Genomic DNA, 16,072 nt, shown 5'->3' with positions numbered 1-16,072 from the left:
ATTTGTGTGTGCAATTGTAAGCGCTTACAAATAGTATTGTGCAGTTGTGATTTGGTCAACATATTTGTCTAAATTATTTACAATTAATTTACTGATTAACGTATTAACTGTAGTTCTAAAATAATCAAACTGCGTAATATTTTATTTTTTAAGAGAATAGGTGTTACTTATTTTTAAATGGCATGATTAACAATGCCCAAAGTGACGCATTTTGTTTTTGGCTTGGGTATTCTTTTAAGCCAATATCTATCTCGTTATCGGCTTTTTGCGCTTCATTTTTGTAACTGCCAAACAGTTTGTCCCACCAAATAACGCTAAATCCGTAGTTCGAATTGGTTTCGCTCACACGTTGACTATGGTGAATACGATGCAGTATTTGAGTCATTAATATGAGCCGAAGGGGGTTTTCTATCGCATTTGGCAAGCGAATATTCGCATGATTAAACAGCGCTAAACCATTAAGTGCTATTTCAAATATTAATACGGCAATAGCGGGCACACCTAAGGCGGTAACGGCAATGAGCTTTATAAGTATGCTGAGTACAATTTCGATAGGGTGAAAACGCAAACCTGTGCTGGTATCTACATGGGCATCGGCGTGGTGTACACGGTGCAAGCGCCACAAAATAGGCACCTGATGAAAAAGCCGGTGCTGCCAATAAATAAGTATATCAAGCAGTAACATGCTTAAAATAATAGCAACAATACTTGGTGTGGCTATTTGATTAAATAAACCAATGCCGTACTCTTGGTTATAAAGTGCTACGGCGGTTAAGCCTATGGGCACACTTAAGCGGGCAATTAGTGATGAAGCAAACACCAGTCCAAAATTAGCAAACCATCGGGTGTTACTTTTTATAGGCGATTTACGTGCGGGCATTCGTGATTCTAGCAGCATCATAATAACCAAAATGCTAAAAAAGAACCCTAAACGCCACCAAATTTCATTACTCATTGGCTTGTGTAACCTCATCAGCTTCATGGAGTTTTAATGTGTTATAACCACCATGTATACGTGTAAAAATAGTAATAGCGCACGCAGTGGCAAAAATACTCGCCATTATGGCAAAGTGCTGCGGCCAAATACAAAAGGCAATAAACAGCGCTATGGTTTCTGTGCCTTCGGTTAAACCATTTAAATAGTAAAAGCTTTTGTATTTAAACTGAGGTTTTTCGAGCTTAAATTTTTCGGCGGCTATGGCAAAGGCTAAAAAGCTTGAGCCTGTGCCTATAAAAGTGGCCAGTAATACGCTACCTGCAATGGCGTTTTGCTCGGGGTTTGCCAAAATAAAGCCAAGAGGAATTGCCGCGTAAAATAAAAAGTCGAGGGTAATATCTAAAAAACCGCCAGCGATTGAACTTAAATTTGCATGGCGTGCCAATGCGCCATCTAGCCCATCTAAAATACGATTTAAAGCAATAGCTGTTAATGCTGCGTACCACATTTCAAACGCAATTAATGGCACAGCTAATAGCCCTATTAAAAAACCAACCACAGTGAGTTGGTCGGGCGTTATACCGCGCTTGTGCATTAACGCTACAACCGGAATTAACAGTGGCTTTATTACCGGGGTGATGTATTTGTCTAACATGCTTGGTGCCTTGTGCTTTTTGTGTGTGTATTTATTTGGCTAAATTTAAGGTGATCAGTTTGCCGTTTGCAGCCTCTGCATCGCTATGATTGTGGGTGACCATAATAGCGGGCAGTTTATGCTCGCGTATTTGGCTAAATACCAGTTCGCGGGTATCTACTCTTAATTGGGTATCGAGCTTGCTAAATGGCTCATCAAGCAAAATAGCTTTTGGCTCGCTCAATAGCATACGCAGTAAAGCAACGCGGGCTTGTTGCCCACCAGAAAGGTTGTCGGGGTGGCGACTAGCCATCCCTTTTAATCCCACTTGTTCAAGCGCGTGCTCTATTTTTTCAAGGCGCTGTTTTTTATTGCCTTTAGGCATAGCAAAAGCAATGTTACCGCTTACCGATAAATGCGAAAATAATAACGCATCTTGATAAAGCACACCTATGTGGCGTAAATGAGCAGGCAAGGTATTGATATTTTCACCGTTAAGCCACACTTCGCCACTTGCGTTAAAGCCGTTGGGTAATGTGCCGGTAAGCCAATTTAATAAACTTGATTTACCACTGCCTGATGGCCCCATAATAGTAAGTATTTCGCCGCCTTTTACCTGCTCGTTTAAGCTTAGTAATTGCTCATGGTGACGATAAAGCTCACAATTTTTAATCTCTAAAGATGACTGCATTAAAAACCTTTTAATTTATGGGTTAGCGATGTGCGCTTTTAAAAAAGTACTTAGGTAAAACCCACGCCAGGATAAAGCCAATGAGTGGCAATGCCATTTGCATAATGGCATACACAGCACTGGTACGCCTACTTGCGCCATTAGCAAGGGTAACCGCTTCGGTTGTTATGGTTGCTATGCGCCCTCCACCGGCTAAAAGTGTAGGTAAATATTGGCCAAAGCTAATGGCCAAACCAAGTGCGGCCGCAATTAAAATAGGGGCAAATAACTGGGGTAATTTTACTTGTAAAAACACTTTGCAGGGTGTTGCGCCAAGGCTTGCTGCTACATGAGCAAAGCGAGGGTCTAATCGCCTATAACTGCTCGCAAGCGATAAAAACACATACGGCAGTACAAACAATAAATGGGTAAATACCACATTAAAAAACGCCGCTTGGTTATTTACTAGTTGTTGCAGCCACACTAGGCCAAATAAAAACGCAATACTTGGTACAAGCAGCGGTAAATAAATAATTAAGCTGGTAAAGCGCGACATGGGTTTTGCACTTAACTGCTCTGACTCTAAGCACAAAAGCGTAATAATAATGGCAAATAACGTAGTAACTAGCCCTATAGCAAGGGTATTAAAAAGCGGGCTTTGCATTTGCATTAGCGCACTTTTAAAGTGAAGTAGCGTGAGCTGCTCGGGCAGTGCCGCCGGGAAACGCCAAAATCCGGCAACCGACCACATAATTAAGCCAATTAACGAGAGCAAAATAAAGCCAATTACAAATACTGTTAATACGGTTGTTATTTTTTGCCAATAAACGCCGCCATATTCTCGCTCGCCATTGGTGAGTAAATCACTAAATAATGCTTTTATGGTTTTTTCGCCGCCAAGCCAAAGAGCTAGTAAACCACCAGTAAGTACAAGCTGCAATAATGCCCCTGCAGAGGCTTTAATACGCAGGTTTAAATCAACGTCGTTAAACCAGTGCATAATCGCAACTGCAAGTGTTGGCGGGGTATTTGGTCCCAAAATAAGAGGCATTTCTACACTTGCACTGGCATAAGCCAATACTGCGAGAATAGGTAGACGCAATAATGGGTAAAGACTTGGCAATATTACTTTAAAAAAAGCAGTCATAGGGCAGTAGCCTAAATTAAGCGCTACTTTATGTTGCTGGCGCAGTTTTTTGCCAAGCTCAGGTTGGGCAAGCACACCTAGCGCCATTAACAGTAAAAAAGGCAGCTCTTTGAGGGTTAAGCCTAAAATTATACTAATTCCAAACGCGTCATGCGGAAACATGCCGTTAGGCGCAAGTTCCCACCCACTAAACCAAGGCGATACTAAGCGCGATATCATACCCGAAGGAGCAATTAAAAAACCAACGGCTATAGCGGCTGCTGCGTGGGGAATTACCAGTATTGGGCTCAGTAAACGCTGAATACGGTTAAGCCACGGGCTATTAAAAAATGCCGCTAAAATCATTAACGTAATGATAAAGGCAAGTAAGGTACTTATTAATCCTGTGCCAACACTTAGCATAACCATGTGTGTAAGGCCGGGTGTTTGCATAAGCATAGTAAAGCCATGTAGGCCAAGTGTTGTATGTTCAAGTACCGGCGCATAGCCAAAAGCGGGTAATAGTACGCTAATTAGGCCACCTATTACCGGCAAAATTAATAATGCCAGTAAAAAGCGTGGGCTTAATTTAACTAATTTACTAAACATATCGGCGCTTTTATGTGGTTTAAGCGTTGGGCTTGCTGCTAACTTATTTGATGCAACACTCATTGGCTAACCCCAAAGCGCGCTTGCCAACCTTGCATAATAGCGTTTACCCAGCTTGGGTGTGGCTCACTTAGCGTGCGTTTAATGCTATTTAAGGGTAATGCGCTTGGATGCGGTTCCACCGTTTTAAACAAGGCTTGCTGCTCTTGGCTCAATGTAGATTGAATCAATACACTTTTATCCCCCCAAACTGAAGGTTTTTGCTTATGTGCTTGCGCCTCCGGGCTTAATAAAAAATTAGCCACCAATTGCGCACTTTGTGCATGGCTTGCATTATAAGGAATAGCGACGAAGTGAGTGTTACTTAAACTGCCATCTTGCAATGCATAACTGCGAATACTTTTTGGTAAATCATAACGTTTAACGGCGGCGGGTACTTCGGGCGCTGAAAACGTAAATGCTATGCTTAGCTCTGTGTCGCCTACTAAGCGGCGCATTTGTGCACCACTTTGCATAAAATGGCTGCCATCGCGCCAAAGTGTTGGGTGCAGTTTATTTAAAAAGTTCCATAATGGGTTTAATACTTGGGCTGTGTTTTGTGCAGTAGCTGGCTGATTTAACTGCGCTTTAAGTGTGTCATCACTTTGTTGATGTAGCATGACAAGCGCGTATTTTAAAAAGCTCATTCCTAAAAAATCAGATGGCTTTGGGTAACTAAAGCGACCCGGGTTTTGTGCGCTCCAGCTAAGTAATTGGGTTAGGGTTGTTGGTAGTGTGTTATTTGCAGTGTCGTCAATTGCTAAACTGTCGTAATAAAAGGTGAGCGATGCTTGACCCCAAGGTGCTTCCATTCCATTGGTGGGTATTCCAAAATCAAAATTAACAGCGGGGTTATTGCTAGGGTCGGTGTAACTAAAACTAGGCAGCTTATTAGCCCATTGTTTTAATAATAAAGAGTGCTCGCTCATGGTGGCAAAGTTAGCACCGTTTATCCAAATTAAATCTACGCTGCCTTTATCGTTATTGTTTGCTGATTTTTCAGCAAGTACCCGGCTTACTGCTTCGCTGGTATCACTTAGCTTTACATGTACTAAGTTTATGTTGTATTTGGTTTTTACTTGCTGTGCAGCCCATTGAATATACGCATTTATTTGCGCATCGCCACCCCACGCATAAAAATATACGCTTTGGTCTTTGCCTAAGCTTTCAACTTGCTGCCAGCGGCTTTGTAATTGTGTACTTGCTAGGCTTTTAAAACTAATAACAAGGCAAATGCAAAAAGCGACACAGCATAAGCTGTATCGCGATAATGTTTGCCAAAATTTATTGGCGAGCATTTAAATCCCAGTTGTAATCTAAAAACTTAATTTTCATGTCGTCATTTTCAAGCGCTTTTTGCTGAGCGGGTATCAGTTTTAGCTCGTCTGCGTATTGTGAGAAAAACTGTTGTAACGAATTAGCGCCTCTAAAACCTTGTTCAAAATCATCACCGTACCATTTAAATATTGAAGACACACTTAGCGTGTTATCTTGCGCCATATTACGTGTCATATCAGATAAAAAACGGTCAGTTTGATGGTGTAATTGTGATTCGAGTTTATATTCTGTGTAGGCTTCTTCACGTAGTGCTGGGCAGCCAATACTGGCACAATTTACAGCAAAGTGAATACGAGGGTCGTTGTATATAACACTGCCGCGTATTAAACCATGCTCAATATCATCAAGGCTACGAGTTTTACCAAGTAATGGCACAAACTCTTTGCTCCACGGCGAGCTAAAAAAGCTGCCTAAATCTTTAATCGATTTAAGACTTGGGTATTTAGTTAATATAAGCTCAACAGTAAAGGCGTTATACGCATTGATTAAAAAAGCCAGTTGCTTATGTTTGCTCCATTTATCAAACTCATTTTGCGTGACCGCCGATAGTGAATCTAAATAGGTTTTAAGTTCACTGTGCTTGGCTTTAATTGCTGAATAATCGACCTCTGTGCTGTGGCCATGATTAATAGCTACAACATGATTGTTTAATAATACGTTCCAGCTGTCGTGCATGTTTTGAGCATTGCTTGCAAACGATGTTGCAAGCAAAGCAGACCCTAACAATAGCGCTTTTAGAGGTGTTTTAAACATATTAACCTCTGCGCCATGAGTGGTATTTTTCAAGCATGTTAAGTACTTTTTCAGGTGCGTGCGCACGTTTCCACTCGCCGGCTGCGTACTTATTACCTTCAGCCCACGTAGGGTAACTGTGAATTGTGCCTAGTATTTTGTTAAGGCCTAAACCGTGTTTCATTGCCAGTACAAACTCAGCTATTAAATCGCCAGCGTGCTCAGATACCACAGTAACACCAAGGATTTTGTCTTTGCCTTTTGGTGTAATTACTTTAATAAAGCCTTTGGTGGCGCTGTCGGTAATGGCGCGGTCTAGCTCTTCAAATTCAAAGCGAGTAATTTCATAGTCTATGCTTTTTTCAATCGCTTCTTGCTCGTTTAAGCCAACACGTGCTACTTCTGGGTCAATAAATGTGGTCCACGGAATAACACGGTAATCTACTTTAAACTTTTTAAGGTTACCAAATAAGCCATTTACTGCGGCGTACCACCCCTGATGAGCGGCTACATGCGTAAACTGATACGGTCCTACTATATCGCCAGCGGCAAAAATATTAGGGTAGAGTGTTTCAAGGTATTCGTTAGTGACTACGGTACGATTAGTTTCTATACCAAGCTCTTCAAGGCCGTAACCTTTAAGGCGAGCGCTTCGGCCCACAGCACATAGTAGCTCATCGTATTCAATATCGATTTCGGTATCGTTATGTTTTACCACAATGAACTTTTTGCCATTGCGCGCTTCACAGCGTAGTGCCTGATGCGAGGTTAAAATGTTTACGCCGCTTTGCGTTAGCGCTTCGTGAGCAAAGGTAGACACTTCTAGGTCTTCTTTGATCATAATACGTTCAGCCATTTCAATTTGCGTTACATTTGAGCCTAAGCGTGCAAAGCTTTGTGTAAGTTCGCACCCAATTGGCCCACCGCCAAGTACAACAAGCTTTTTAGGGGCTTCTTCAAGCTCAGCAAATTTAGTCCATAATGTATCGCTTGTTACATAGCCTGTTTCTTCAATACCCGGTAATGGCGGTACAAATGGGCGTGCGCCAGTGGCAATAACAATAGTACGGGCGGTTAATGTTTGTGTGCCGCCATCGTTAAGCTTAATTTCTACCGTCCATGGGTCTAATAATTTACCGTAGCCTTTTACAACATCTACGCCTAGGTTTGTGTAGCGCTCAACGCTGTCGTGAGGTGCTATGTCGGCAATTACTTTATGTACACGTGCCATTACTTTTTTAAACGAAAACTGCGGTGTGGTGTTTTCAAGCCCGTAATGCTCGCCATGACGAATTTGTTCTGCCACTTTTGCACTTTTAATTATGGCCTTACTTGGCACGCAGCCGTAGTTTAAACAGTCGCCACCCATTTCGCCGGCTTCAATTAAGGTTACTTTGGCTTTAACTGCCGCTGCAATGTAGCTTGTCACTAAGCCGCCAGCTCCAGCGCCAATAACAATCATGTTTCGATCGAACTTTTTAGGTTTAGTATAATTTTTGTATACACGACGTTTTTTAAATACGTTTAGAATACTCTTCGCTATTAATGGGAATACACCTAACAGGGCAAATGAAAGGATAAGATCGAGGGATAAAATACCAGACAAGCTCTCAATTTGCGCAAGCTGAGTACCGGCATTTACAAATACAAACGTACCCGCCAACATACCTACCTGACTTACCCAGTAGAAGGTCCACGATTTAATAGCTGTAACACCCATTAGTAAATTAATTAAAAAGAACGGGAATACTGGCACCAAACGAAGTGTAAATAGGTAAAAGCCACCTTCTTTTTCAACGCCCGCATCAATAGCTGCTAAACGCTCAGGAAAACGTTGTTTTATAGAGTCGCGTAATAAATAACGCGACACTAAAAAGGCAAGTGTTGCCCCAATTGTAGATGCAAATGACGCAACCAATAAACCCTCAACTAATCCAAATAGCGCACCTGCTGCCAACGTTAAAATAGCCGCACCCGGTAAAGAGAGAGCTGTCACTACCACATAGAGTAAAAAGAAGCCGCCAATAACAAGTAGCGGCGACTGCGCCTTGTACTGGTCAAATTGGTCCATTGACCCTTTTAAGCCATCAAGTGTTAGTAACTGGTGTAAATTAAAATGAAAGAACGCGCCAATAGCAGCGGCTGCAATCACTATCAAAAATAATTTTTTTATCATGTTCTCTCTCTTAATTAGGGCCTATTGACCTTTCGTATTGCCCTAGGTAAACCCTTTGGGCTGCGCCTGTTTAGCACTCATTTTACTTTAAAGCCTATGTGAGATAATGACATCACATAGGCTTTGCCCTGCTTAAATACCTAGCAGGTTGATGTAAATTTAACCTAGAAAAGCTAAGTATTCATAAATCTTAAAATTTATGGGTCAGCGTTAGCTTGGCATTTATTGGCAATTCAGGGAATGCCAAGGTTGCGCCAAAGTAACCGCCTTCAAATACAGGGCGCCAGTTTTTTTGGTTTGTGATGTTATTCACATCTAAACGCAACTTGGTGCTAGGCGTAAATGCATAGCTAGTATTAATGTTTAGCGTGTATTGATCACGAATTTTAACTGTTTGTAAAAAATCTAATGGGTAATTCTTTGTATATAGACCCGAAAAGCCAGTTTGCCATTTCGAATTAATTGAATAATTTCCATTAAAACTGAATGACTGCTCAGGAATACCTTGTACTTGGCTGTTCGATGGTGCAAATGGTGTAAAGCTAGGTGCGCCAACGCCAGTACCTGCAATAATGTCTGGGCGTGAGTTGTCAAAGGCATCGGCCACTTGTGCTGAATCTTGACTACTTGCAGAATTATCGTATCGCGCATCAATATAGCTGTAACCTGCGCTTAACCAGTAAGGGTAAGCATCATAGAATACTTGGCTTTCAAAGCCGGTGGTACGAATACCTGTATTGCTGCCATCACGATTACGTAGGCTGCGGCGTTGGCTAAATAAGGCACCATCAGCATACCAATCGCTGTTGGTTGGTGCATATTTTAAACCAAACTCTACAAGCGTGTTTTCGGTTGCAAAGTTTTGTGCACTAATAACGTTGCCGCCACCCAGTACATTACCGCCAGCCATACTATTTGATGTGGCTTCGTTATAACTGGCAGCACCGTAGCCGGTGAAATCAACATTTAGTTTGTAATTAAAACTCACTTGGCCTGATTGTAGCGTGTCGTTAATGCTATCGCTGGCTGCAGTTTGGCCTTGTGGTGCAATTGGGTCGCGCGCTTCTACATCGTAATAATCAACACGGTAACCTACACTGGTATGAAATTTATCAGTCCAATCTGAGTCTTGTTGAATTGCAAATCCTGTTTGCCATGAACGTGAGTCAGTAGTGTCTGATAGGTTAAAGTCGCCGCTACCGTCGTTATTTATATCGTACTGCGCTCCAGGTGATACGAACACACCAGGGCGAAGCTCAACTAAACGTGCTTTTTGTGCATCGGTTAAGGGAATGCGGCGGTTTGAAAGTGGACCAGTTAAATCAATTGGTAAATCGGCCTCGGTGGTAAATTGGCTGTAGCCAAGTACTTTGTTATAGCGTACGTCGAAAGCAAAAATTGTTTGCTGGTCGCTATTCCATCGGTAGGTAAGCTCAGTGCGGTTTTGCGCAGTGTCGGCACCGTCAATAATTTCAACAAAGCTATTTTGTGCTATTTCTTCACGTTGTAAATGTTGAAAGTAACTAATGTTTTTAATAGAAGCATTTGCGCTTAGCTCGCGTTTGTAAATACTGTGAATTAAATAGGTTGTAGCTTCGTTTTGGTTATCAGGGTCGGTAAGTACGGTGCTGCGATCAATGTTTACTAGCCCAGTAGGCGACACAATTGAACCCGCAGCTGGTACTGTACTGCCATTTGCTTGTACGCCTTGGCCGGTAATATAAAGGCCATGATCGATAAGTGCTTGAGTAGGGCGGTTAATACCGGCGTTGTCGGTAAATTCAACTTGGTATAGTTCAAAGTTAATATCCCAGCTACTTTTGTCATCTGGTAATATTCGTAATGCAGCAAATAAGCTGTCGCTTTTAGTGCCCGAATAATCATAGTAGCTACCATGATCAAGGTGCTCATAGCTTACTCTAAAGCCTACTTTGTCTTTGATTATTGGGGCTGTAAAGTCAATTTGCGCACTGTATTGATCCCAACGGCCTGCTGATAAGCTCGCTTTACCCTTACTTTCGTCAGTCGACGCTTGTTTAGAGTGTAAATTAACAAACCCACCATTACGCTGACTCGAACCGAATAAAACAGGTGGAGCGCCTTTAACAACATCTATCTGTTCTATAGAGTTGAACGATAAAGGAACACCAAAACCGTTGTTTCCTGCTTGACGACGTGTTCCATCTTGAAAAAGCTCACCCAATTGGCCACGAATAGTAGGTAAACTTGGCGCACCAAATCCACTTGCAGAATAGGTGTTTGGGCTTACTGCTAATACGTCTTGTAAAGTAGTAATGTTTAGTTGCTCTATTAACTCGCTTGAAATAGGTGTTACTGAGCGTGCTATGTCTTGCAATGCTAAATTATCGCCAAAAGGGCCGTCAATTGTTTCATTTTTAACAGAAAGTCCTTGAGACTTTATAACTTGGCCTGCCACTTCAATATGCTCAATCGAATCTTGTGCTTGCGTTTTGTCAGCTGCAAAGGCTACAAGGGGAGTGTTTAATATAGTGGCTAAGGATAGTGCTAAGTATGCGTGTTTCAAGCGTTGTCTCTCTAGTGTAATTAGTTACTGGCGATAAAGACCGAAAGGAATAAAAATATCTTTCAATCAAAGTTTAACTTTTTTAATTTTTAGAATGGATGTTTGCAAATTATGCTTATTATAGTCTTTAAACGTTAACTATTGTTGATTACCAATTCGTATTAAATCTTAATAGTCTGAAATTAATCATAGCTTATACGGTCTTGTTCAATTCTTGGTTTATTTATATATTTTTAAAGGAAATTTTATGACAGGTTCTTTAAGTAGCGATGTTCAAAGCCGTTTACAGTGGTCACTTTTGTCGCTTCGTTTAGGTGTTTTTATAGTAATGATAATGTGGACTCTCGATAAGTTTGTGAATCCGGGTCATAGTGCACGTATATTCGAACACTTTTATGGGATTAGTGGCTCTACTGACGTTGTTGCTTATGTATTGGGCGCGCTTCAGCTTATTTTAATGTTGGCATTTTTAGCAGGGATCAAAAAACGAATTACTTACGGTGTGGTTTTTATAATGCATGGTTTGTCTACGTTGTCATCTTATAACCAATACATAGATGGGTTTAATAACTTATTATTTTTTGCAGCGTGGCCAATGTGGGCAGCATGTTTTGCGCTGTATTTATTACGTGATCAAGACATTAAATTCACAGTAAAGTAGAGCGCTTATACAAAAAAATGGTTATAAGCCAATTAGCTTATAACCAAAAGTACACAGGGAGGTGTATGAATTTGTTACCTGCAATGGTTAGTGCATTGCGTCGTTGTATTTATCGCCTAGGCGCTCTTTTTGCCCTTCAGACAGCGCTTTACCCGCTAGCTGAAATACCTCATGTTCTTCTTCATCTAAATGATGATGCACTAAATGATGTAATTTTTTAGCCTCGACCAACCATGCCGACGAGCTCATTTCGGTGTCTTCAAGTTGTTCAATTAATTCGTCTATTTCGTGGTGTTCGGCAACGCTGTGACGGGCTTTTTCTTGCGTTAAGTCTTCACAAATTAATGGATTATAAAAGTAGCGTTCTTCAAATTTGGCATGTTCTTCTAGCTGCGTTTTTAGCTCATCCATTAAGCTGTGGCGTTTTTGTGTATCGCCTTTTGTTTGAATAAGCGCATCAACTAATTCGCGTTGTTTATCATGGTCATTACGTAGTGCTTCAAAAATATTCATAAATCTTCCTAATTAATTACGTTGCTTGTAACGATTGAAGCAAACGTAGTGCCATAGTGTAACTTTATGAAATTACTTGGTTTTATATTTGGTGTGTTTGTTAGGCTGTTTTATCTATGTATTTTTTACAGACAAGAGGGTGAAATAATTTCTCACTTACCAAGCGTGCTAAAATTTGCTAAACCCTAATGTATCTAGGGCTGCTCTACATTAACTTGATTGCGGCCACTTTGTTTGGCTTTATAAAGAAGCTCATCAGCATGAATGATGAGTTTTTCAAGTGAGCGATTAGAAGAGGTGCTAATTGCTGCACCTGCGCTAAAAGTAATGGTTTCTGCGTTTTTTAAGTCTTGTATTTCACTACAATAATTAATTAGCGCATTAGCAATAGAATCGAATGTTGCTTCAACACTTTTTTTATCTACTGTGTTTAAAACAAATAACCATTCTTCACCACCATAGCGGCCAAATTGGTCATCATCGTCGAGTACACTTTGTGCTGCACGCGCAAAGGCAACAAGTACTGCATCACCTACATCATGGCCATAAGTATCGTTGATATGTTTAAATAAATCTAAATCAACAATAGCAATAGTTGCGTTGCTTTGTTTAAGTGTATTAGCGGCTTTTTTCATTATACCGCGTCGATTAAAACTTTTAGTTAAATAGTCTGTTAGCGCCATACTGTAGTATTTTTTACGCTGAAGTACCTGTTTATAAATGAGTAATAACGACACAATAACTAAAATAAATGCAATTGTTGCGCTTAAACGCCAAATAATTTTTTGTTGATATTCTTCTTTAGCAAGTAGCTCATTTATGTTTTTGTCGTATTCTAATTGAAGTATTTTTTCTTCTTTTTCTTTCACTTCAAATTTTATTTGCAGTGTTTTAATGTTTGTTTCGCTGGTGGCTTCGTAATGCTTTTTCATAAATGTAAGCATTTGCTCCATAGCATCAAATGCATCGTCTGTTTTGTTCAGGTTTCGTTTTAATTGATATCGCTTTTGAAGAAATTCAGCTTTGTAAATGCTGCGGCTAAAGTCGTCTAACATCGAAAATACTTGATCATTCATTTTATCGGCTTTTTCAGGTAAGCCTTGTTTTGAATAGATATCTAACATTAAGATCATTGTTGCTAGTTTCATATCGCCTATTTCAGCTGCACGGGCAACTTTAAGGTTTTTATTTGCTAGGGTTAAAGCGTCTTCATAGTTTTCTTGTTTATACAAAATGTTAGCAATTGAATACTGTGCAAAAGAAAGTCCTTTTTGCATATCAACTGATTCAAAATAGGCGAGTGCTTTATCAAAATAAATAAGTGCTTCTTGTAGCTTGTTTATTTCAAGTAATACGTTACCTAAACTCCAATAGGCTTTTGCTGTATATAAGCCATCTTGTGTTTGCTGGTAAGCAACGAGTGCTTTTTTAGCGTAAATAATGCCTTTTTCTTTTTCGTCTAAGTAATTATAAGCGTCGGCTATTTTTCTATAGAAGTAACCTTGCGATGCAATATCATTTTTTTGAATTGCTAGCTCTAATCCGTCAAGTGCAACACTTAAGGTTTTTTTTAGGTCATCTGTTTCTGTATAATAAAACGCGAAGGCTTTTAATATGATAATTTTTTCGGCGGGTGTAGATTGCGCATAACGCGTTTCTAATTTTTTAATAACATCGCTTGCTTGTTTGAGCTTTTTTTTCAAGCTCAGTAATTTTAGTTGTGACTCTAAAAATAGTAGTAAAATGTCGGGCTGTTTAGGCAGTTGTTGATTTGCTAAATACTCATTAAGGTGGGCATTTAGCTCATCATACTTTTCTTGTCTAAAAAGAAGCTCGGCATAAATGGCAGCGGATTCTAAATGTAGTGAGTTACTATACTTTAATTTACTCAGTTCATACGCTTGAGTAATTTGTTTTTTGTTTTGCAGGTAATCAAGCTTATCGGTTCTTACATTTTTAATAAGTACGCTTACGGCTTTTTGGCTTAACTCAATGGAGGACGTATTTGCAGAGTTAGCAGTACTTTGAAAAGTGGCAAGTAAAAAAAAGATAACGACAACCGGCTTAATCACTGCCCTGAGGTAGCTCATTTGCGTTTGTATATTTATCATCATGTTATTCCCTTACCAATTTAGTATACGTTACTTAATACTACGACAACGCTCAGTTATTTAAACTGTGTGCGTAAAATTACACCCAAAATGTGTAGCTAATAAAATATAAATAGATGTTTTCACGGCGTTAATCATGTAATCACATTATCATAAAAGTTATTTTAAAAAATATCTACGTCCATAATCTTAGTATTAGCACGGTATTAAACGCATAATTTAATGCTTAATTATTAAAAATCAGCGGCAACTTTAAACTCTAATCGTTCATGAGTAATCGGGTGTGTGAACGCCAAGTACTCAGCGTGCAGATGTAATCGGTCTGCTTTTTTACCATAGTGTGTATCACCAACAATAGGGGTATTTAAACCCAAAACATGTGCACAGTGCACTCGCAATTGATGTGTGCGGCCTGTTTTAGGATATAGCTGCAAGCGTGTTGTGTTGTTTTTTCGCTCAAGCACTTGCCATGTTGTTAGTGAAGGCTTACCTTTTTGGTAACACACTTTTTGGCGCGGTTTATCATCAAAGTCTGGTGTAAGGGGTAACTCTATAGTCCCGCTTTCTTGCTCTATGTTGCCGTCGACTAAAGCAACGTAGCGTTTTTCTATTGTGCGCTCAATAAATTGTTTTTGAATGGCTTTATGTGCCCGTTTATTTAGGGCAATAATTAATAGCCCGGAAGTAGACATATCCAATCGGTGCACAATAAGTGGGCCTGTAGCCTCTGGAAATTGTGTTTTCATACGCAAAAATACAGAATCGTCTATGGTAATGCCGGGTACCGATAAAAACTCTGCCGGTTTATTCACTATTACCAAATCATCATCTTGATAAACAACAGCAAGCTCTTTACCTTGTGCCGGGTTATTGAGAAGCGGGCTCGGTTCTACGTTTAAACCTTTTAACATGTGGCCCAAAATAGGTTGGCATTTACTAAAGCAAGAAGGGTAGTAGTTTTTATGTTGCCTAACCGCTGATTTTGGCGGCGCTCCCCACCAAAATTCACCCATAGCAATAGGCGTTAATTTATGTTTAAACGCATGCTGAAGTAACTTAGGCGCTGCGCAGTCACCTGCTCCCGATGCTGGCGTGTGCTCAGGTAATTTAGCAAAGATAGCATTAAGGTCTTCTGTTTCGCCCTCAATATTAAGAAATTGATACTGGGCAAATAGCATTTTTTGTAAGCTTTTAGAGAGTGTTTTACGGCGTTTTTTTAAATGCTCAAGCTCATCGTCTATTTTGCTATGCGCTTGTTCAAGCGTGACTAGCTGTGTTTGCCATTTTTGCTTTAATGCCTGAAGCTGTTTTTTTTCTTCAATACTCTGAGTTGCCAGCTTTTTTTTGAGTTGCTGAATTTTAGTCTTACTCGATTTTTTTTCAGCGTCGCTGCGTTGTTTTTTCCGCTTTTTTCTACTTTTTTGCATTAAAGCATGCTGCGCTTGCAGTTCTTTTTCAAAGCCTTCGTTGGCTGTTGCTAATAACTGGCTTATGCTTTTTAGCTGCTCACTGTGTTCAAGCTCGTCTATTTGCGCGTTTATGTCATTTATTATTTTACTTTTGGCTAAGTAGTTTTCATCGTTCAATTGCATACTTGAAATAGGGGGAACAAAGTCAATGCTGGCTTTGTCTGCATCAACTTGCCCTGAGTAGGCTGCTAAAAAACCAAGTTCGTTTTGCTCATTTTTAACCACTAATACGCCAAACATTTTACCCGCGTTTTCAGCTTTTAAATGTGGCAGTGTTTCGAGCTGCTGTTGCAATTGTTCGCTTGCTGCAATAGTCAGTGGGTGTGGCTCGTAAAAAAATGGGTAAGTAAACTGTTCCGGTAACGAAATAGTAGAAACAGGTTGAGCAAATGGAGTAAAACAAGGGCTGTTTGGCATAGCAGTCGAATTATGAGATTGAGACGAAGAATTGATTTAGATTTTACCACAGCATGAGCTTGGTGGGTGATATTGGTTATACAAATAATAAAAAA

12 protein-coding genes are annotated in these 16,072 nt (G+C 40.1%); 1 reads left to right on the top strand and 11 read right to left on the bottom strand.

The window, feature by feature from the left end; genetic code table 11:
• Positions 1-163 precede the first annotated feature (163 nt).
• The 8 genes from AC27I2_RS09395 to AC27I2_RS09360 all read right to left on the bottom strand — a co-directional run bounded on the left by AC27I2_RS09395 (position 164) and on the right by AC27I2_RS09360 (position 10,806).
• Positions 164-955, bottom strand: a complete 792-nt coding sequence (locus tag AC27I2_RS09395) for a sterol desaturase family protein (protein ID WP_487204097.1) — start codon at positions 953-955, stop codon at positions 164-166.
• On the bottom strand, positions 948-1,592 hold the full coding sequence (locus AC27I2_RS09390) for a CDP-alcohol phosphatidyltransferase family protein (protein ID WP_487204096.1): 645 nt from the start codon (positions 1,590-1,592) through the stop codon (positions 948-950). Before AC27I2_RS09390 ends, AC27I2_RS09395 begins: the two co-directional genes overlap by 8 nt.
• Positions 1,593-1,623: 31 nt before the next feature.
• Entirely contained in the window at positions 1,624-2,262 is a 639-nt protein-coding gene (locus tag AC27I2_RS09385; protein WP_487204095.1) for an ATP-binding cassette domain-containing protein, read from the bottom strand.
• A gap of 22 nt (positions 2,263-2,284) precedes the next feature.
• Positions 2,285-4,039, bottom strand: coding sequence for an ABC transporter permease (locus AC27I2_RS09380; protein WP_487204094.1), 1,755 nt, complete (start codon positions 4,037-4,039; stop codon positions 2,285-2,287).
• On the bottom strand, positions 4,036-5,313 hold the full coding sequence (locus AC27I2_RS09375) for an ABC transporter substrate-binding protein (RefSeq protein WP_487204093.1): 1,278 nt from the start codon (positions 5,311-5,313) through the stop codon (positions 4,036-4,038). Before AC27I2_RS09375 ends, AC27I2_RS09380 begins: the two co-directional genes overlap by 4 nt.
• Entirely contained in the window at positions 5,300-6,106 is an 807-nt protein-coding gene (locus AC27I2_RS09370) for a DUF547 domain-containing protein (RefSeq protein ID WP_487204092.1), read from the bottom strand. Before AC27I2_RS09370 ends, AC27I2_RS09375 begins: the two co-directional genes overlap by 14 nt.
• Before the next feature lies 1 nt (position 6,107).
• Complete coding sequence (locus tag AC27I2_RS09365; RefSeq protein WP_487204091.1) at positions 6,108-8,261, bottom strand: FAD-dependent oxidoreductase; 2,154 nt, start codon at positions 8,259-8,261, stop codon at positions 6,108-6,110.
• Positions 8,262-8,451: 190 nt separating this feature from the next.
• Positions 8,452-10,806, bottom strand: coding sequence for a TonB-dependent receptor (locus AC27I2_RS09360; protein ID WP_487204090.1), 2,355 nt, complete (start codon positions 10,804-10,806; stop codon positions 8,452-8,454).
• A gap of 247 nt (positions 10,807-11,053) precedes the next feature.
• Between AC27I2_RS09360 and AC27I2_RS09355 the strand changes: the two genes are divergently transcribed.
• The gene (locus tag AC27I2_RS09355; RefSeq protein WP_487204089.1) at positions 11,054-11,467 is read left to right on the top strand and encodes a hypothetical protein; all 414 of its coding nucleotides are present in this window, start codon (positions 11,054-11,056) and stop codon (positions 11,465-11,467) included.
• 87 nt (positions 11,468-11,554) lie between these two features.
• Here the strand turns inward: AC27I2_RS09355 and AC27I2_RS09350 are convergent, their stop codons facing one another.
• From AC27I2_RS09350 to AC27I2_RS09340, 3 genes are all read right to left on the bottom strand, one after another.
• Positions 11,555-11,980, bottom strand: coding sequence for a hemerythrin domain-containing protein (locus AC27I2_RS09350; protein ID WP_058403167.1), 426 nt, complete (start codon positions 11,978-11,980; stop codon positions 11,555-11,557).
• Between the two features lie 194 nt (positions 11,981-12,174).
• Positions 12,175-14,094, bottom strand: a complete 1,920-nt coding sequence (locus AC27I2_RS09345) for a tetratricopeptide repeat-containing diguanylate cyclase (RefSeq protein WP_487204088.1) — start codon at positions 14,092-14,094, stop codon at positions 12,175-12,177.
• Positions 14,095-14,324: 230 nt separating this feature from the next.
• Entirely contained in the window at positions 14,325-15,977 is a 1,653-nt protein-coding gene (locus AC27I2_RS09340; protein ID WP_219422125.1) for an RluA family pseudouridine synthase, read from the bottom strand.
• Positions 15,978-16,072 lie beyond the last annotated feature (95 nt).

The sequence above is a fragment of the Pseudoalteromonas sp. NH0006-46 genome, assembly GCF_057547735.1.
This window is presented reverse-complemented; position numbering and strand designations above follow the sequence as displayed.